14 protein-coding genes are annotated in these 18,171 nt (G+C 72.7%); 10 read left to right on the top strand and 4 right to left on the bottom strand.

Translation table 11 applies throughout. The features are described 5' to 3' along the window. Positions 1 to 16 precede the first annotated feature (16 nt). The 7 genes from ACFZDE_RS37470 to ACFZDE_RS37440 all read left to right on the top strand — a co-directional run bounded on the left by ACFZDE_RS37470 (position 17) and on the right by ACFZDE_RS37440 (position 10,648). Positions 17 to 1,543: a leucyl aminopeptidase gene (locus tag ACFZDE_RS37470; RefSeq protein WP_390997900.1), complete on the top strand. Its 1,527-nt coding sequence runs from the start codon at positions 17 to 19 to the stop codon at positions 1,541 to 1,543. A gap of 313 nt (positions 1,544 to 1,856) precedes the next feature. Then, a complete protein-coding gene (gene lpdA, locus ACFZDE_RS37465; protein WP_266462833.1) occupies positions 1,857 to 3,245 on the top strand; it encodes a dihydrolipoyl dehydrogenase in 1,389 nt (462 codons plus the stop codon). Positions 3,246 to 3,307: 62 nt separating this feature from the next. After that, a complete protein-coding gene (sucB, locus tag ACFZDE_RS37460) occupies positions 3,308 to 5,092 on the top strand; it encodes a 2-oxoglutarate dehydrogenase, E2 component, dihydrolipoamide succinyltransferase (RefSeq protein WP_390997896.1) in 1,785 nt (594 codons plus the stop codon). Positions 5,093 to 5,328: 236 nt separating this feature from the next. After that, positions 5,329 to 5,952 (top strand): FCD domain-containing protein, encoded by a 624-nt coding sequence (locus ACFZDE_RS37455; RefSeq protein ID WP_391212531.1) that lies wholly within the window; start codon positions 5,329 to 5,331, stop codon positions 5,950 to 5,952. 293 nt (positions 5,953 to 6,245) lie between these two features. Then, positions 6,246 to 8,948: a pyruvate dehydrogenase (acetyl-transferring), homodimeric type gene (gene aceE, locus ACFZDE_RS37450; RefSeq protein ID WP_390997890.1), complete on the top strand. Its 2,703-nt coding sequence runs from the start codon at positions 6,246 to 6,248 to the stop codon at positions 8,946 to 8,948. A gap of 138 nt (positions 8,949 to 9,086) precedes the next feature. Continuing rightward, entirely contained in the window at positions 9,087 to 10,073 is a 987-nt protein-coding gene (locus ACFZDE_RS37445; protein WP_391212522.1) for a WYL domain-containing protein, read from the top strand. Between the two features lie 56 nt (positions 10,074 to 10,129). Continuing rightward, entirely contained in the window at positions 10,130 to 10,648 is a 519-nt protein-coding gene (locus ACFZDE_RS37440; RefSeq protein ID WP_298565787.1) for a DUF4240 domain-containing protein, read from the top strand. Here the strand turns inward: ACFZDE_RS37440 and ACFZDE_RS37435 are convergent, their stop codons facing one another. Together ACFZDE_RS37435 and ACFZDE_RS37430 are read right to left on the bottom strand one after the other, a co-directional pair. Then, the gene (locus tag ACFZDE_RS37435; protein ID WP_391212516.1) at positions 10,649 to 10,894 is read right to left on the bottom strand and encodes a hypothetical protein; all 246 of its coding nucleotides are present in this window, start codon (positions 10,892 to 10,894) and stop codon (positions 10,649 to 10,651) included. A gap of 53 nt (positions 10,895 to 10,947) precedes the next feature. Then, positions 10,948 to 11,808 carry an N-acetylmuramoyl-L-alanine amidase gene (locus ACFZDE_RS37430; RefSeq protein WP_391212511.1) on the bottom strand — a complete coding sequence of 287 codons (861 nt, stop codon included), beginning with the start codon at positions 11,806 to 11,808 and terminating at the stop codon, positions 10,948 to 10,950. A 189-nt stretch (positions 11,809 to 11,997) separates the two neighbouring features. On the opposite strand from ACFZDE_RS37430, the gene ACFZDE_RS37425 reads away from it, so the two are divergent. Beyond that, positions 11,998 to 13,182: a MarP family serine protease gene (locus tag ACFZDE_RS37425; RefSeq protein ID WP_390997879.1), complete on the top strand. Its 1,185-nt coding sequence runs from the start codon at positions 11,998 to 12,000 to the stop codon at positions 13,180 to 13,182. 7 nt (positions 13,183 to 13,189) lie between these two features. Here ACFZDE_RS37425 and ACFZDE_RS37420 read toward each other — a convergent pair whose 3' ends face one another. Further along, entirely contained in the window at positions 13,190 to 13,687 is a 498-nt protein-coding gene (locus tag ACFZDE_RS37420) for a GNAT family N-acetyltransferase (protein WP_391212497.1), read from the bottom strand. Between the two features lie 143 nt (positions 13,688 to 13,830). Here ACFZDE_RS37420 and ACFZDE_RS37415 point away from each other — a divergent pair, with 143 nt between their 5' ends. Further along, positions 13,831 to 14,730: a TIGR01777 family oxidoreductase gene (locus tag ACFZDE_RS37415; protein WP_391212479.1), complete on the top strand. Its 900-nt coding sequence runs from the start codon at positions 13,831 to 13,833 to the stop codon at positions 14,728 to 14,730. 283 nt (positions 14,731 to 15,013) lie between these two features. Continuing rightward, positions 15,014 to 16,420, top strand: a complete 1,407-nt coding sequence (locus ACFZDE_RS37410; protein WP_391212474.1) for an FAD-dependent oxidoreductase — start codon at positions 15,014 to 15,016, stop codon at positions 16,418 to 16,420. A 78-nt stretch (positions 16,421 to 16,498) separates the two neighbouring features. Here ACFZDE_RS37410 and ACFZDE_RS37405 read toward each other — a convergent pair whose 3' ends face one another. Beyond that, positions 16,499 to 17,977, bottom strand: coding sequence for a regulator (locus tag ACFZDE_RS37405; protein WP_390997870.1), 1,479 nt, complete (start codon positions 17,975 to 17,977; stop codon positions 16,499 to 16,501). Between the last annotated feature and the right edge of the window lie 194 nt (positions 17,978 to 18,171).

The raw sequence follows: 18,171 nt of genomic DNA, 5'->3' as shown, positions 1-18,171 counted from the left end.
GCGAGATTTCACCACCGTGACTGCTCTCACTCTCAGCACCTCGGCGGCGCCCGGCCTGCGGGCCGACGCGATCGTCATCGGTGTCGCCAAGGGTGCCAAGGGACCGGTCGTCGCACCGGGCGCCGAGGCCGTGGACAAGGCGTACGACGGCAGGCTCGCCGGCGTCCTGGAGACTCTCGGCGCCTCCGGCGGCGAGGGCGAGGTGACGAAGCTGCCGGCGCCGTCCGGCTTCAAGACACCGCTCGTCCTGGCGGTCGGACTGGGCGCGGTGCCCGAGAAGGACACCGAGTACGGCACCGAGGCGCTGCGCAAGGCCGCCGGTGTCGCCGCCCGTGCCCTGGCCGGATCGAAGAAGGCCGCCTTCGCGCTGCCGCTTGGCGACGCCGCCGACGCCGGTGCGATCGGGGAGGGCGCACTGCTCGGGGCGTACTCCTTCGACGCCTACAAGGACAACGGCAAGGACGCCAAGGCGAAGAACGGCAAGGCGCCCCTCGCCGAGGTCGTCCTGCTCGGCGGCAAGCCGCGCGACAAGGCGTACAAGGCCGCCGTCGAGCGTGCCGTCGCCGTGTCCGAGGAGCTCAACCGCTCCCGCGACCTGGTCAACACCCCTCCGAACGACCTGAACCCCGAGTCGTTCGCCGCGATCGCCCAGGCCGCGGCCAAGGAACACGGCATCAAGATCCAGGTGCTCGACGACAAGGCCCTGACCAAGGGCGGCTACGGCGGCATCCTCGGCGTCGGCTCCGGCTCCTCGGCCACCCCGCGCCTGGTCAAGCTGTCGTACACCTCCTCCAAGGCGAAGAAGCACCTCGCCTTCGTCGGCAAGGGCATCACCTACGACTCGGGCGGCATCTCGCTGAAGCCGGCCGGTCACAACGAGACGATGAAGTGCGACATGGCCGGTGCGGCCTCGGTGTTCGCCGCGGTCGTCGCCGCCGCGCGTCTCGGCCTGGAGGTCAACGTCACCGGCTGGCTCGCCCTGGCCGAGAACATGCCCTCCGGGTCCGCGACCCGTCCCGGCGACGTGCTGCGGATGTACAGCGGCAAGACGGTGGAGGTGCTCAACACCGACGCGGAGGGCCGGCTGGTGCTGGCCGACGCGCTGTGGGCGGCGTCGCAGGAGAAGCCGGACGCGATCGTGGACGTGGCGACGCTGACCGGGGCGATGGTGCTGGCGCTGGGCAACCGGACGTTCGGGATCATGGGCAACGACGACGCGTTCCGTGCGGCGCTGGTCGAGGCCGCCGAGGAGGTCGGGGAGCCGGCGTGGCCGATGCCGCTGCCGGAGCACCTGCGCAAGGGGATGGACTCGGCCACGGCCGACATCGCGAACATGGGTGAGCGGATGGGCGGCGGGCTGGTGGCCGGGCTGTTCCTGCGCGAGTTCGTGGGCGAGGGCATCACCTGGGCGCACCTGGACATCGCCGGTCCGGCCTTCAACGAGGGCGGGCCGTTCGGGTACACGCCGAAGGGTGGTACGGGGACGGCCGTGCGGACGCTGGTGCGGCTGGCGGAGCTGACGGCCGCGGGGGATCTGGGCTGATCGTCGCCCAGTAGCTCGGTCTCGCCCGTTGTGCGGCGAGTGCGGGGGCGTGGGGGCTGTTCGCGCAGTTCCCCGCGCCCCTTGGCGGCAGAGCCGCAGATCAAGCACAGCCCCGCGCGCGTTCGGGGCGCTCTCATCTGAACGTGTGGCGTCTCACACCGCAGCCCGGCGTCTCCATGTGTGCCGACAAGTGCGAAGATGGGGCTCGGCAGGACAGGGCCCCACCGAAGGGCCGAAGAACGAGCGGCCGGACACCAGCCGCCTGCCGGTCACTGACGACCGGCTCACGGCGCACATGCATGGAGGACGTGACGTGGCGAACGACGCCAGCACCGTTTTCGACCTAGTGATCCTCGGCGGTGGCAGCGGTGGTTACGCCGCGGCCCTGCGCGGGGCGCAGCTGGGCCTGGACGTCGCCCTGATCGAGAAGGACAAGGTCGGCGGCACCTGCCTGCACCGGGGATGCATCCCCACCAAGGCCCTGCTGCACGCGGGCGAGATCGCCGACCAGGCCCGCGAGAGCGAGCAGTTCGGTGTGAAGGCCTCCTTCGAGGGCATCGACATCGCCGGGGTCCACAAGTACAAGGACGGCGTGATCGCCGGTCTGTACAAGGGCCTGCAGGGGCTCGTCGCCTCCCGGAAGGTGACGTACATCGAGGGTGAGGGCCGGCTGTCCTCCCCCACCTCCGTCGACGTGAACGGCCGCCGCGTCGAGGGCCGCCACATCCTGCTCGCGACCGGCTCCGTGCCGAAGTCGCTGCCCGGCCTGGACATCGACGGCAACCGGATCATCTCCTCCGACCACGCCCTCGTCCTGGACCGCGTGCCGAAGTCCGCGATCATCCTGGGCGGCGGTGTCATCGGCGTCGAGTTCGCCTCCGCGTGGAAGTCCTTCGGCACCGAGGTCACGATCGTCGAGGGCCTGAAGCACCTCGTCCCGGTCGAGGACGAGAACTCCTCCAAGCTGCTGGAGCGCTCGTTCCGCAAGCGCGGCATCAAGTTCAACCTGGGCACCTTCTTCCAGAAGGCCGAGTACACCCAGGACGGCGTCAAGGTCACCCTCGCCGACGGCAAGGAGTTCGAGGCCGAGATCCTGCTGGTGGCCATCGGCCGCGGCCCGGTCTCCCAGGGCCTCGGCTACGAGGAGCAGGGCGTCGCCATGGACCGCGGCTATGTCCTGGTCGACGAGTACATGCGCACGAACGTGCCGACCGTCTCCGCCGTCGGTGACCTCGTCCCGACCCTCCAGCTCGCGCACGTCGGCTTCGCCGAGGGCATCCTGGTGGCGGAGCGCCTGGCCGGTCTGAAGACCGTTCCGATCGACTACGACGGTGTGCCGCGGGTGACGTACTGCCACCCGGAGGTCGCCTCCGTGGGGATCACCGAGGCCAAGGCCAAGGAGATCTACGGCGCGGACAAGGTCGTCGCTCTCAAGTACAACCTCGCGGGCAACGGCAGGAGCAAGATCCTTGGCACCGCGGGCGAGATCAAGCTCGTCCAGGTCAAGGACGGTGCCGTCGTCGGCGTCCACATGGTCGGCGACCGCATGGGCGAGCAGGTCGGCGAAGCCCAGCTGATCTACAACTGGGAGGCGCTGCCCGCCGAGGTCGCGCAGCTCATCCACGCCCACCCGACCCAGAGCGAGGCGCTCGGCGAGGCCCACCTGGCCCTGGCCGGCAAGCCCCTCCACGCGCACGACTGACCCTCGGTCGACACACGCGACGACACAGACTTCCGCACTTTCCGTAAGGAGCAACCGAAACCATGGCGGTTTCCGTAACCCTTCCGGCGCTCGGCGAGAGCGTCACCGAGGGCACTGTCACCCGCTGGCTGAAGGCCGAGGGCGAGCGCGTCGAGGCCGACGAGCCGCTGCTCGAGGTGTCGACCGACAAGGTCGACACCGAGATTCCTTCGCCCGCCGCCGGTGTCCTGGCCTCCATCAAGGTCGCAGAGGACGAGACGGTCGAGGTCGGCGCCGAGCTGGCCCTGATCGACGACGGCAGCGGCGCGCCGGCCGCCGCCGAGGCCCCGGCCGCGGAGCAGGTCGCCGAGCCGGCGCCCGAGCCGGCCGCTGCCGCCCCGTCCACCGAGCAGGCCGCCCCGGCGCCCGCTCCCAGTGCCGACGCCGCCACCGGCGGCGGCTCCGCCGAGGGCACGGACGTCGTCCTGCCCGCGCTCGGCGAGTCCGTCACCGAGGGCACCGTCACCCGCTGGCTGAAGTCGGTCGGTGACAGCGTCGAGGCCGACGAGCCGCTGCTGGAGGTGTCGACGGACAAGGTCGACACCGAGATCCCCGCCCCCACCTCCGGCACGCTGCTGGAGATCGTGGTCGGCGAGGACGAGACCGCCGAGGTCGGCGCCAAGCTCGCCGTCATCGGCGAGGCGGGTGCGGCTCCGGCCGCCGCCCCGGCGCAGGAGGCCCCGGCCGCTCCGGCCCAGCCCGAGCCCACCCCGGCTCCGGCCCCGGCGCAGCCCGCCCCGGCTCCGCAGGCCCCGTCGGCCCCGGCCCCGCAGCAGCAGGTCACCCCGGCTCCCGAGCCGGCCCCGGCCGCTCCTGCTCCCGCCCCGGCTCCGGCCCAGGCCCCGGCCGCTCCGGCCGCCGCCAAGCCGGCCGACGACGGCGCCTATGTCACCCCGCTGGTGCGCAAGCTCGCCGCCGAGCAGGGCGTCGACCTGGCCACCGTCAAGGGCACCGGCGTCGGCGGTCGTATCCGCAAGCAGGACGTCGTCGCCGCCGCCGAGGCCGCGAAGAGCGCCGCCGCCACCCCGGCCCCCGCCGCTGCCGCCCCGTCGGCCGCGAAGAAGGCCCCGGTGCTGGAGGCGTCGCCGCTGCGCGGCCAGACCGTGAAGATGCCGCGGATCCGCAAGGTCATCGGCGACAACATGGTCAAGGCGCTGCACGAGCAGGCGCAGCTGTCCTCGGTCGTCGAGGTCGACGTCACGCGCCTGATGAAGCTGCGTGCCCGTGCCAAGGACGCGTTCGCGTCGCGTGAGGGCGTCAAGCTCTCGCCGATGCCGTTCTTCGTCAAGGCGGCGGCCCAGGCGCTGAAGGCGCACGCGCCGATCAACGCCAAGATCAACGAGGCCGAGGGGACCATCACCTACTTCGACACCGAGAACGTCGGTATCGCGGTGGACTCCGAGAAGGGCCTGATGACTCCGGTCATCAAGAACGCCGGTGACCTCAACCTCGCCGGTATCGCCAAGGCCACGGCCGACCTGGCGGGCAAGGTCCGCGCCAACAAGATCACCCCGGACGAGCTGTCCGGCGCGACCTTCACCATCTCCAACACCGGGTCGCGCGGCGCGCTCTTCGACACGATCATCGTGCCGCCGGGCCAGGTCGCGATCCTCGGCATCGGCGCGACGGTCAAGCGTCCCGCCGTTCTGGAGACGGAGGAGGGCACGGTCATCGCCGTCCGCGACATGACCTACCTGACCCTCTCCTACGACCACCGCCTGGTGGACGGCGCCGACGCGGCCCGTTACCTGACGGCGGTCAAGGCCATCCTGGAGGCAGGCGAGTTCGAGGTCGAGCTCGGCCTCTGACCTCCATCGCCGGTACGGCTGTACGGTGCCCCGTTCGGATCTTCCGAGCGGGGCACCGTCGTCCCCAAGGGGCGCGGGGAACTGCGCGACCAACCACGACGGCGCGGCAGCCGAACGACCGCCCCACACCCCTTGTGTAAGTCTCGTCTCACCTGCACCAAAGCGCCCTCACCCGCCCCACCCGCGGAGCGAACCGGCCGTATTGTCTAAACGTCGATCCCGCGTAAGGAGCCCTCATGACCGCGCCCGTCATCCACTCGCTCCGCGAGCAGATCCGCGAGCACATCCTGGAGGGGATCATCAGCGGACGCTGGCAGCCGGGCGAGCGGATCGTCGAGCGCCGGATCGCCACCGAGCTGGAGGTCAGCCAGACGCCGGTCCGCGAGGCCCTGCGCGAGCTGGAGTCGCTGCGTCTGATCGAGTCCGCGCCGAACAAGGGCGTGCGCGTACGGAACCTGACCGCCGCCGACCTGGAGGAGAGCTACCCCGTCCGGGCCGGTCTGGAGGCCATCGCGGCGGAGCTGGCCGCGCCGGGCCTGGCGACGGACTGCTCGGCGCTCGAACCCCACGTCAGCGCCCTGTACGAGGCCGACCGCGTCTCGGACGGCACCGCCCAGGTCCGTCACACGGTCGCCTTCCACCGCGAACTGGTCCGCGCCGCCGGCAACTCCGTCCTGCTGCACACCTGGGAAGGCCTCGGCATCGAGGTGTTCACGGCCCTGTCCATCCGCTGGCTGGGCACGCAGCAGCAGTCGTACGCCGAGGAGCACGAGGAGCTCGTCGCCGCCTTCCAGCGCCGTGACCCCAGGATCGCCGAGCTGGTGAAGGCCCACGTGCTGGGCTGCGCACCCCGGGCGTGACACCCGAGCGCTCCCCCGCTCAAACGCCCCTCACCTGCGAAAACCCACCAGAATTAGGTCACCGCGTGCCACCGCCGGAGGCACCCCGTGCCTACTTTCTCGTGATCAAGAGGTTTTGCCCCTCAACCCTTTGATCGATCATCGATCAGGGAGTTAGAGTCGCCGACGGGCCTACGCGGCAGCGCCGCACGGTGCTACAGCACCCAAGCCCCGCGCCCTGTCCTGCCAAAGACAAAGGGCACCCCCGATCCCCTTACGTGAGGGAACCCCCTTCGACTGAGGAAGGCGGCGACATGACCGACCCCAACGCCATCCAGCCGAGCGAGCTCGACCAGCTCCCCGACCGGGACCCGGAGGAGACCGCCGAATGGCAGGCCTCCCTGGACGCGGTCACCAAGGCAGCCGGGCCGCACCGTGCCGCATACCTGATGCGCCGCACGCTGGAGCGCGCCGAGGGCGCCGGCATCGCGCTGCCGAAGCTCCTCGAGACCGACTACGTCAACTCCATCCCCACGTCCGCCGAGCCGCCCGTGCCCGGTGACGAGGCGCTGGAGCAGCGGATCACCGCGTGGAACCGCTGGAACGCGGCCGCCATGGTGACCCGGGGCAGCAAGTACGGCGTCGGCGGCCACATCGCCACCTTCGCCTCGGCCGCCTGGCTGTACGAGACCGGCTTCAACCACTTCTTCCGGGGGAAGGAGGCCGACGGCTCCGGCGACCAGCTCTACATCCAGGGCCACGCCTCCCCCGGCATCTACGCCCGCGCCTTCCTCGACGGCCGGCTGAACGAGGAGCAGCTCGACAACTTCCGCCGGGAGTCGGGCGGCAACGGCCTGCCCTCCTATCCGCACCCGCGCCGCCTGCCCTGGCTGTGGGAGTTCCCGACGGTCTCCATGGGCCTCGGCCCGCTGTCCGCGATCTACCAGGCGCGCTTCAACCGCTACCTGGCCAACCGCGGCATCAAGGACACCGCCGGTTCGCACGTGTGGGCGTTCCTCGGCGACGGCGAGATGGACGAGCCCGAGTCGACGGCGGCCCTGGCGCTCGCGGCCCGTGAGGAGCTGGACAACCTCACGTTCGTCATCAACTGCAACCTGCAGCGCCTCGACGGCCCGGTCCGCGCCAACTTCAAGATCGTGCAGGAGCTGGAGGCCCAGTTCCGTGGCGCCGGCTGGAACGTCGTCAAGACGCTCTGGGGCACCGCCTGGGACGAGCTGTTCCGGCTCGACACCACGGGCGCGCTCGTACGCCGCCTGCGCCAGGTACCGGACGCGCAGATCCAGACGTACCAGACCCGCGACGCCGCCTACATCCGCCAGGACTTCTTCGGTGGCGACCCGGCGCTCGTGGAGATGGCGAAGCTGCTGAGCGACGACAAGATCCTCGAGTGCTTCCACCTCTCGCGCGGTGGCCACGAGGCGCGCAAGGTGTTCGCCGCGTACAAGGCCGCCGTCGAGTTCAAGGGCGCGCCGACCGTGATCCTGGCCCAGACGGTCAAGGGTCACACCCTCGGCGAGGGCTTCGCGTCGAAGAACGCCAACCACCAGATGAAGAAGCTCTCGGTGGACGAGTTCAAGAACATGCGCGATCTGCTCGAACTGCCCATCAAGGACAGCGACTTCGTCGACGGCGTGGTGCCCTACGGCCACCCGGGCGCCGACTCCCCCGAGGTCCGCTACCTCCAGGAGCGGCGTGCCGCCCTCGGCGGTCCGGCCCCGGCCCGGCGCGTCCACCCGGTCGCCCCGCTGCCCGCCCCGGCCCAGAAGGCGTTCGCCGCCTTCGACAAGGGCTCCGGCTCGCAGAACGTGGCCACCACCATGGCGTTCGTCCGTCTGGTCAAGGACCTGGTCCGCGACAAGGAGACGGGCAAGCGCTGGGTGCCGATCGTCCCGGACGAGGCGCGCACCTTCGGCATGGAGTCGCTGTTCCCGTCGCTCGGCATCTACTCGCCCAAGGGCCAGACGTACGAGCCGGTCGACCGTGACCAGCTGATGTACTACAAGGAGGCCAAGAACGGCCAGATCCTCAACGAGGGGATCACCGAGGCCGGTTCGATGGCCGACTTCATCGCCGCTTCGACGTCGTACGCGACGCACGGCGAGGCGATGATCCCGTTCTACATCTTCTACTCGATGTTCGGCTGGCAGCGCACGGCCGACCAGATGTGGCAGCTCGGCGACCAGCTCGGCCGCGGTTTCCTCGTCGGCGCCACGGCCGGCCGTACGACCCTGACGGGCGAGGGCCTGCAGCACGCCGACGGCCACTCCCCCGTGATCGCGGCGACCAACCCGGCGGCGCTGTCGTACGACCCGGCGTTCGCCTACGAGGTCGCGACGATCGTCAAGGACGGTCTGCGCCGGATGTACGGCGAGGCGGCCCCGGGTGAGGACCAGAACGTCTTCTACTACCTGACGGTCTACAACGAGCCGATGCCGCAGCCGGCGAAGCCGTCGGTGGACGGGGTCGACGAGGGCATCGTCAAGGGCCTGTACCGCTTCAACACGGCGGAGTCGGCGGGCATCACGCCCCCGGCCAACGCCCCGCGGATCCAGCTGCTCGGCTCCGGTACGGCGATCCACTGGGCGCTCAAGGCGCAGCGGCTGCTGGCCGAGGAGTGGGGCGTGGCGGCCGACGTGTGGTCGGCGACGTCCTGGAGCGAGCTGCGCCGGGACGCCCTGGAGGCGGACGAGGCGCTGCTGCGCGGCGAGGAGCGGGTGCCGTTCGTGCGGCAGGCGCTTCAGGGCGCCGAGGGCCCGGTGCTGGCGGTCTCCGACTACATGCGCCAGGTCCCGGACCAGATCGCGCAGTGGGTCGAGCAGGACTGGTCCTCGCTGGGCGCCGACGGCTTCGGCCTCTCGGACACCCGTGAGGCGGCCCGCCGCCACTTCGGTGTGGACGCCGAGTCGATCGTCGTCGCGGCGCTGGCCCAGCTGGCCAAGCGCGGCGAGGTCAAGGCGACGGCGGTGAAGGAAGCGCGCGAGAAGTACGGCCTGTAGGTCTCCACGGCCCCCATCGGTCCCGGTCGTACGTCGGCTGCGGACCGGTGGGGGCCTTCGCGCAGTTCCCCGCGCCCCTGAGAACCCGCCCCCGCCCCTGAAACACACTCGGGCCCGGACACCCACCATGATGGCCCCATGCGTGCTGCCCGGCTGATCAAGATGGTGTTGCTGCTCCAGTCCCGGCCCGCCATGACGGCCGCCGAGCTCGCCCGGGAGCTGGAGGTGTCGGAACGGACGGTCACCCGGGACGCGCAGGCGCTGTCGGAGGCGGGCGTGCCGGTGTACGCCGACCGGGGCCGGGCCGGTGGCTACCGGCTGGTCGGCGGGTACCGGACGCGGCTGACCGGGCTGCACCGCGGCGAGGCGGAGGCGCTGTTCCTGTCCGGGGTGCCCGGGGCGCTGCGCGAGATGGGTCTGGAGGACGCCGCCTCGGCGGCCCGGCTGAAGGTGTCGGCGGCGCTGCTGCCCTCCCTGCGGGACGCCTCTCGGACGGCCGCCCAGCGGTTCCACCTGGACGCGCCGAACTGGTTCAGGGAGCCGAGGACGCCCGAGCTGCTGCCGGCCGTCGCCGACGCGGTGTGGGACGACCGGCGGATCAGCGCCCGCTACCGGCGCGGTGAGGACGAGGTCGTCCGGGAGCTGGAGCCGTACGGGCTCGTGCTGAAGGCGGGCGTCTGGTACCTGTGCGCGCGGGTCGCCGGGAGCGCGTCCTTCCGGGTGTACCGGATCGACCGGTTCACGGCGGTGGACGCGGACGGTGAGCGCTTCGAGCGGGAGCCCGGCTTCGACCTGCCCGCGTTCTGGGAGGAGCGGGCCGAGCAGTTCGCCCGGTCCATCCTGCGGGCGCGGGTCGTGGTGCGGCTGTCCCCCGACGGCGTACGCGCCCTGCCGTACGCCCTCGACGCGCTGACCGCCCGGGAGGCCCTGGCGGACGCGGACGACCCGGACGAGGACGGCTGGGTCACGGTGGACCTCCCGGTGGAGTCCGAGGAGGTCGCCCGTACGCAGCTGGCGGCGCTGGGACCGGAGGTGGAGGTGCTGGAGCCGCCGAGCCTGCGCGAGCGGTTCGCCGCCGACGCGGAGCGGCTGGCCCGGCTCTACCGGCCCGAGAGCGGCGCATAACGATCCCGCGCACTCCGGGTGCGCCCCTGTGCGCCAGGGCCGATGCTTGACCCGTGATGGACGAGACGGAGTTCTGGGAGCTGGTGGACGACGCCCGGGAGGCCTCCGAGGGCGACCCCGAGGAGCAGGCCGACCTGCTCGTGGACCGGCTCGCCCAGCTGGACCCGGACTCGGTCCTGGACTTCGCCCGGCACTTCGAGTCGCGCTACAACCGCGCCTACCGCTGGGACCTGTGGGGCGCCGCGTGGGTGCTGCTCGACGGGGCGAGCGACGACGCCTTCGACTTCTTCCGGTGCTGGCTGATCGGCCAGGGGCGCGAGGTGTTCGAGGGCGCCGTGCACGACCCGGACGCGCTCGCCGACCTGCTGGACGACTTCGACGAGGAGATCGACGGCGACGGCGAGGAGCTCGGCTACGCGGCGGACGAGGCCTACGAACAGCTCACCGGTGTGGTCGCGCCCGACCTGGAGATCGCGCCGGCGCCCCCGGAACCGGAGGGCACGCCGCTGGACTTCGAGAACGAGGGGCTGCTCGCCGAGCGCTACCCGCGGCTGTGGGAGCGCTTCAGGGGCTGATCAGGCGGCCCGGCGGCGGCTCGCGTCGGACGGGAGGTACGCCTGGGCCTGATCGGCCCGCACCGTGTGGTGCGGCGGGGCGGCGTTGGCCTGGTCGAGCGCGGCGGCGGTGACCGCGGCCGGGCCCAGGACGACGGTCACGACCGCGCACAGCACCGCCCAGGCGCCGCGCGGGGCCACTGCCCGGGTCCCCGGCTCCCGGGTGCTTCCCGCGTGCCCCAGGGTCTTCGTAAGGCCGTTGTCCATGGTCCCCACCTCCGGTCGGCTGTCTGTGGGGACGACCGTAGGAGGCCGGGCTCTCAGGACGCCGCGCGTTCGCTGTGGCCTTGCTGTGGGCCGTCCGGCCGGCCCTGGAGCCGGGCCGCGAGCTCCCGGATCTCGGGCAGGCGGGCGTGCAGGGCGGCGCCCGGGCAGCTGGTCATGTAGCCGTCGTTGTGTCCGGCCAGGGCGGGCAGCCGGGCGGTGGCGCCGGCGGCGTACCGGCTCAGGCCGTTGCTGGAGACCAGGCGGACGCTGGAGCGCGGGTCGGTGCCGGTCAGGCCCAGTTTCCAGGCGGCCAGCGCGGCGATCGAGCGGATCATGGGCTGCGGGACGGGCATGCCCTCGGTGAAGGTGCCGAGGGCGGCGATGCCCGCGGTGCGGTGGTTGAAGCCCTGAGTGTGGGCGCCGGTGACGGCCCGTTCCACGCCCCCGGCGCGACCCTCGTAGATGGTGCCGCAGCGGTCGACGACGAAGTTGTAGCCGATGTCGTCCCAATCGCGGGTGCCGGTCTGGCCGGTGTAGAGGTCCCGGATGATGCGGGGCGCGTCGGCGCAGTCGTAGCCGTTGGGCGAGTCGGTGTGGTGGACGAAGACGGCGGCGACCCGGTCGTCGTAGCGGGGGCGCGGCTGGGCGCGGGCGGCGTCCCCCAGCCAGTGCGCTCTCGGCTCGATGGGCGGGCGCGGGGCGGTGTGGGCGGTGGCCGGGGGGCGGGGCGCGGCGCGGGGGCCGGTGTCCGCGGCGTTCTCGACGCCGTGGGCGCACAGGAACAGCGCCACGACGGCGGCGACGCCCGGCAGACAGCCGAGCAGTACCCGGGCCGCGCGTGGCAGGCCGGCTATGCCGGGTGTCCCGTCGGCGGAGTGCCTGCGTGCGCCCCGCCGTCTTCGGAAGACACGCATGGTCCCACTGTCGGCCTGATCCGGTCCGTCCGCGATGTGTGATGTGCCACCCGGTGGAACCATCGTCACGGTCCGCGACGTTTCTCCCTGTGCACGGCCGCGGCCGATTCCGGTCAACGCGTGCGCGTGTGACTGATCACCGGGCCCTCCCCCCGCGTATTAAGGGGTTCCGAGAGAAAGGCGGCGTGCGTGGACCTGCTCGACATCCTGCTGTTGCTGGTCGTCCTGGCCTACGCGGCGTCCGGGTACCGGCGCGGTCTGGTGGCCGGCTGTGTGTCGCTGGCGGGCTTCGTGGGCGGCGCGGTCATCGGCGTATGGGTCCTGCCGTGGGTCATGGACCTGGTGGAGCCGGGCACCACGCGGGCGACGGTGGCGGCGGTGTTCACAGTGCTGCTCCCGGCGGTGGTGGGGCACGAGCTGGCGGGGCGCCTGGCGCTGCGGCTGCGGCGGGAGCTGGACCGGGGGCCGCTGCGAGTGGCCGACGGCGTCGGCGGGGCCGTGGCCAACGCGGTGGCGGTGCTGATCGTGGCGTGGGTGGCGGCGAGTGTCCTCGGCGCGTCGTCGTCGCCGTTGGTCACCTCGGCGATCCGGGACTCGCGGCTGCTGGGCGCGGTGCAGCGGACGATGCCGGACACCACGCCGGCCTGGTTCTCGGGCGCCACCTCCGCGCTGACGCAGGCGGGCTTCCCGCAGGTCTTCAACCCCTTCGAGAACGAGTCGACGGCCGAGGTCGCCCGGCCCACCGGCGACAGTGTCACGGCCGCCGCGACCGAGGCGGCCAAGCGGAGCACGGTGAAGGTCGAGGGCGTCACCGGCACCCAGGGCCGCGAGGGCAGCGGGTTCGTGTACGCGCGCGAGCACGTGATGACCAACGCCCATGTGGTGGCCGGCATCGACGAGCCGACCGTGCAGATCGGCGGGGTCGGGCGGACGTACGAGGCGCGGGTGGTGCTGTTCGACCCGCAGAAGGACGTGGCCGTGCTGTACGTGCCGGGTCTGAAGGCGCCGGTGCTGCGGTTCCACGACGACGCCGAGCGCGGCGACTCCGCGGTGGTCGCGGGCTATCCGCAGGACGGCGACCTGGACCTCCAGGCGGCGACGGTCGCGAACCGGGTGCGGGCGACGGGCCAGAACATCTACAACGACGGGACGGCCACCCGCGAGATCTACTCGATCCGCTCCACGGTCCGCCCCGGCAACTCCGGCGGCCCGCTGCTCACCACGGACGGCCGGGTGTTCGGCGTGGTCTTCGCGCGCTCCACCTCGGACGCCGAGACGGGCTACGTCCTGACGGCGGACGAGGTCGCCTCCGACGCGCGCGGCGCCGCGCGGGCGACGACCCCGGTGGACACCGGCGAGCCGGCCGCGTCGTAGCCCCGGCTCACAGCGAGCGCCCCATGAACACGTCGTCGACATAGGCCCCGCCGACCAGGAACTCCTCGGGCAAGACCCCCTCGACGACGAAACCCTCGGCCTCGTAGAGCGCCCGGGCCGCTGTGTTGTGGCCGAGAACCCTCAGGGTGATGCGGCGGGCACCGCGTCGGCGGGCCTCGTCGACTGCGGCCCGGACCAGCGCCCGCCCGGCGCCACGGCCGCGTGCCTCCTCGGCGACGGCGAGGCCCTGGATCTGGCGCACATGCCGGTTGGAGTCGAGCGGGGTGGGGAAACCGAGCTGGACATAGCCCGCGAGGCGCCCGCCGAGCTCGGCGACCAGGCAGTCCTCGGGGGCGTGCCGCTCGCTGAAGAAGGGAGGGTGGGGCGGCCGCGGTTCGGGGGTCACCGCGTGCCGGGGCGACCAGGTGAGCCGGTCGAGCAGGGCCAGCTCCGCGTCGTCCTCGGGCCGGGCGACACGGATGCGCGGTGCGGGGTGCTCAGGCATGGGCGTCACCCTACGACGGGCGGATCAAGGCCTCGCAAGGCATTTCCCGCTTGCACGGCGTCTACCGCTTGCACGGCATTTCCCGCCTGCACGGCGTCTACCGCTTGCACGGCGTTTACTGAGCGACCCGGCAGGATGGGTTCATGGAACGTTCAAGAATCGCGGTGGCCGGGGCGTCCGGCCTGATCGGCGGCGCTCTGGCGCGGTCCCTGACCGCCGACGGGCACGAGGTGCGCCGCCTGGTGCGCGGCACGCCCGGGGCCGGGGAGATCCGCTGGGATCCCGAGGGCGGGCGGGTGGACGCGGCCGGGCTGGCCGGCTGCCACGCCGTGGTCAACCTGGCGGGGGCCGGCGTCGGCGACCGGCGCTGGTCGGACGCCTACAAGCGGCGGATCCGCGACAGCCGGGTGAACGGCACGGCCGCCCTCGCCGCGGCGGTCGCCGCGCTGGACGCGAAGGACCGTCCGCGGGTCTTCGTCAACGGCAGCGCCATCGGCTACTACGGCGAGACCGGCGAGCGGGCAGTCGACGAGAGCGCGCCCGCGGGAGTGGGCTTCCTGCCCGAGCTGTGCGTGGAGTGGGAGGGGGCCGCCGCACCCGCCCAGGAGGCCGGTGTCCGCACGGTGTTCACCCGGACCGGGCTGGTCGTCTCCCGTGCGGGCGGCGCCTGGGGGCGGCTGTTCCCGCTGTTCCGGGCGGGCGTCGGCGGGCGGATGGGCGACGGGCGGCAGTACTGGTCGTTCATCGCGCTGCACGACGAGGTCGCCGCGATCCGGCACCTGATCGAGACCGACGGTCTGTCCGGACCGTTCAACATCACCGCTCCCAATCCCGTGACGAACCGTGAGATCACGGCGGCGATGGGCCGCGTGCTGCACCGCCCGACCCTTTTCCCGGTGCCCGCGGCCGTGCTGCGCACCGTGCTCGGCGACATGGCCGGGGACGTCCTCGGCAGCGCCCGGGTGCTGCCGGCCCGCCTGCTGGAGTCGGGGTTCCGCTTCGCCTTCCCAGAGATCGAGGGGGCGATCCGGGCGGCCCTGTGACGGCCTCGCCGCCTCGCCGGAAGCCGGGCGGGCGACGCACTCCGGCCGCCTGTCCGGGATCCGACCGGTCGTTCCGAGACAGCTCCCCTGGGCGCACACCAGCCCCCTGCGACCACTTCATGCCCACCAGATGTCCGTATGCGACCGCCGTGCGACCGTGCCCTGCCGATGCGCGACTCCCCCTGACCGATCACGGTCCTACCCTCGACCAGAACTCGCGTATCCCTGCGGCCTGTTGAGGGCATGACGTCTCCAGCGCCCGCGCAACCTCGAGGAGGGGCACGTGCTTGAGCCCGCGTACCAGGCGGACGTGGTCGTCGTAGGGGCCGGGGTCGCCGGACTCTCGGCCGCGCACCGGCTGACCAGCGCAGGAGTGACGACCATGGTCCTGGAGGCCGCCCACGGGGTCGGCGGCCGCATGGCGACGGAGAAGGTCGACGGCTTCCGGCTCGACAGGATCGGCCAGTTGCTGTCCACGGCGTATCCCGAGCTACGGCAGACACCCGGTCTCGACGGGCTGGTGCTGCGGCCCTTCGCGCCCGGTGTCCTGCTGCACGGCGACGGACGCCACCACCGCGCGGGCGTCCAGCCGGGTGCGGGGGGCGCACGGGGCGCACTGCACGCCGTACGTGCGCTGGCGAGTGCTCCCCGCCCGCCGTCCGCGCCGAGGCCGCCCAGGAGGCCGGTGGCCGTGCCCGGCCGGCAGGTCTCCGTCCCCCGCAGCCGCTCCGGCGCCCCGCTCGGCACGGCCGTCGACCAGGCCCGGCTGGGTGCCGCCCTGACCCGGCTGGCGGGCACACCGGCCGAACGGCTGCTGGCCCGCCCGGAGTTGCCCGCCGGTCAGGCACTGGCGGCCCGCGGGCTGCCCGCCCGTACGATCGACGGCTTTCTGCGTCCGCTGCTCGCCGCGCTGCTGTACGACCCGGACCTGACGACCTCCAGCCGGTGCGCCGACCTCGCGCTGCGCGCCTTCGCACGGGGCCGGTTGTGTCTGCCGGAGGGCGGCGCGGAGGCCCTGCCGGAGCTGCTGGCGCGCACCCTGCCGCCGGGGACGGTCCGTACCGGCGTGCGCGTCACCTCCGTCTCGACGACAGCGGTGACGACCGCGGAGCACGGTGAGATCCGGTGCCGGGCGGTCCTGGTGGCGACGGGCGCCCAGGCCGCCGCCGAACTGCTGCCCGGGTTGCGGGTGCCGGAGTTCCACCCGGTGACGGTGGTGCACCACACCACGGACGAACCTCCGGCTACGGGGGCGTCCCTGCTGCTCGACGCGGACCTCGGCGGGCCGGTCGCGCACACGGCGGTGGTCAGTGACGTCGATCCCACCCGGGCCCCGGCCGGGCGGGCGCTGGTCTCCTCCACCGTGCTGGGGCGGCCGCCGGGTGACGTCGACACGGCGGTGCGGATGCATCTGGCGCGGCTGTACGGGGTGTCGACGGCCCGGTGGGAGACGCTGGCCGTGCACCGGACGGTGGAGGCGGTGCCGGCGATGCGGCCGCCGCATGATCTGCGGCGGCCGGTGCGGTTGATCGCCGGGCTGTACGTGTGCGGGGATCACCGCGACACCAGCACGGTCCAGGGTGCTCTGCACTCGGGGCATCGGGCGTCGGCGGCGATCCTGGCGGACCTGGGGGCGGGGCGGTCGATGCACGTCGCCGATCCGTTGCCTACGGTGCCGCGGGCCGCGTAGGTGATGCGTCGGGTGCGGGCGCGTGGGGGCTGCTCGCGCCCACGCGGCAAAGCCGCAGATCGAAACAGCCCCGCGCCCCTAGAGAAGGGCCGCCACCTTGTCGCGGTACGTCCGCACCGGAGCCGCGTCCTTGTAGGGCTCCAGACGCCGCTCGAAGTCCCGCACGTACTCCACCGCCCGCACCGAGCGCATCTCCGCGGCCTGGCCCGCCGCCTCCGCTCCCAGTTGGCAGGCCTGGTCGAGTTCGCCGAGGCCCAGGCGGGCGGTGGCGAGGACGACGCGGCAGAAGAGGCGGCTGCGGGCGAAGGAGGGGGCGCGCAGCTGGAGTGAGCGTTCGGCGTGCTGGGCGGCGGCACGGAACTGCTGAAGGTCGCGGTGGCAGTGGCCGAACTCGTCGGCGAGCTGGGCCTCGTCGAAGAACCGTGCCCAGTACGGGACGTCGTCGCCGGGCCGGGCCGTCTCCAGGGCGCGTTCGGCGCGGACCAGGGCGGCGGTGCAGGCCCGGACCTCGCCGAGCACCCCGTGCCCGCGCGCCTCGGAGGCGTGCAGCAGGGCCTGGACGACGGGCGGCCCGGAGGTGCCGACGCCCTGCTGGGCCACCCGGGCGAGCTGGACGGCCTCCCGCCCGTGCCCGAGGTAGACGGCCTGGCGGCTCATGGTGACCAGCACATAGGCCCCGTACGTGCGGTCCCCGGCCGCCTGGGCGAGCCGCAGGGCCTGAACGAAGTAGCGCTGGGCGAGTCCGTGCGCGGCGATGTCGTACGAGGTCCAGCCCGCGAGCCGGGTCAGGTCGGCGGCGGCCGCGAACAGCCGGCGGCCGGTCTGCTCGCCGTAGGTGCCGCGCAGCATGGGCTCGCACTCGTGCTCCAGGTAGCGCACGAGGGCCTGGCGGGCGTGGCCGCCGCCGTAGGCGTCGTCGAGGGTGCGGAACAACTCGGCGACCGAGCGCAGGGCGGCGATATCACCGGCGGTGACCTTCTGGCCGGGTCCGCGTTCGGCCTGGCCGCGCTGGCGGGGCAGGGTCGGCACGCCCGGCTCGGCCGTGCCCGGGGGGCGCAGGGCGGGGCGGCCCTGGGCGGGAAGGCGGGCGGGGGCCGGTTCGCCGCGGGCGACCTTCTCGTCGGCCCGGCCGATGAGCCAGTCCCGGCTGGGCACGACGAGCCCGGCCGGGGTGAAGGCGATCTTGCGGAGCTCGGCATGGCTGCCGGAGTCCTTGCGCCACAGCCCGCTGACGATGTCGACGGCCTCCTCGGGGGCGGCGGCGAACTCCAGCCCCGCGTAGACGGGGGCGCAGGCGTCCAGGCCGAGGTCCTGGGCGGTGAGGCGACGGCCCAGGCGCCGGGTGAAGACCTCGGCGATCAGGGCGGGCGTGGTGCCCCTGGGCTGCTGACCGCGCAGCCACCGGGTGACGGATGTCTTGTCGTATCTCAGGTCGAGCCCGTGTTCGAGACCGAGCTGGTCCACGCGACGGGCGAGTCCCGCGTTGGAGAACCCCGCTTCTGCGATGAGCGCGGCGAGCTGTCGGTTGGGGGTGCGCTGCGCGGGTCGTTCCGTCATGGTGCGGTGCGGTCTCCTGCCTTCCGGTGTTGGTGATGTGCCGGATTGCCTGTGAGCAGGCCTTTTGGCTTGCTGGACGGCGCGAATGTAGCGGAGAGTAAGCACGCCATCACACATTTTCGCGGACATTCATCCGATCGTGTGAGGATTGGCCCCGGGACTGACGTGTCCGGGCCGGACGTACAGTGGCTTGG

Source organism: Streptomyces sp. NPDC007929 (genome assembly GCF_042959065.1).
Classification (GTDB): Bacteria; Actinomycetota; Actinomycetes; order Streptomycetales; family Streptomycetaceae; genus Streptomyces.
This window is presented reverse-complemented; position numbering and strand designations above follow the sequence as displayed.

What these genes read in the sequence shown, in the direction of transcription:
- ACFZDE_RS37445 (WP_391212522.1), top strand. Translation starts at nt 9,087, where the DNA reads ATGCGTGCTGCCCGGCTGATCAAGATGGTGTTGCTGCTCCAGTCCCGG.
- ACFZDE_RS37430 (WP_391212511.1), bottom strand. Translation starts at nt 11,808, where the DNA reads ATGCGTGTCTTCCGAAGACGGCGGGGCGCACGCAGGCACTCCGCCGAC.
- ACFZDE_RS37435 (WP_391212516.1), bottom strand. Translation starts at nt 10,894, where the DNA reads ATGGACAACGGCCTTACGAAGACCCTGGGGCACGCGGGAAGCACCCGG.
- sucB (WP_390997896.1), top strand. Translation starts at nt 3,308, where the DNA reads ATGGCGGTTTCCGTAACCCTTCCGGCGCTCGGCGAGAGCGTCACCGAG.
- ACFZDE_RS37405 (WP_390997870.1), bottom strand. Translation starts at nt 17,977, where the DNA reads ATGACGGAACGACCCGCGCAGCGCACCCCCAACCGACAGCTCGCCGCG.
- ACFZDE_RS37440 (WP_298565787.1), top strand. Translation starts at nt 10,130, where the DNA reads ATGGACGAGACGGAGTTCTGGGAGCTGGTGGACGACGCCCGGGAGGCC.
- aceE (WP_390997890.1), top strand. Translation starts at nt 6,246, where the DNA reads ATGACCGACCCCAACGCCATCCAGCCGAGCGAGCTCGACCAGCTCCCC.
- ACFZDE_RS37420 (WP_391212497.1), bottom strand. Translation starts at nt 13,687, where the DNA reads ATGCCTGAGCACCCCGCACCGCGCATCCGTGTCGCCCGGCCCGAGGAC.
- ACFZDE_RS37455 (WP_391212531.1), top strand. Translation starts at nt 5,329, where the DNA reads ATGACCGCGCCCGTCATCCACTCGCTCCGCGAGCAGATCCGCGAGCAC.
- ACFZDE_RS37415 (WP_391212479.1), top strand. Translation starts at nt 13,831, where the DNA reads ATGGAACGTTCAAGAATCGCGGTGGCCGGGGCGTCCGGCCTGATCGGC.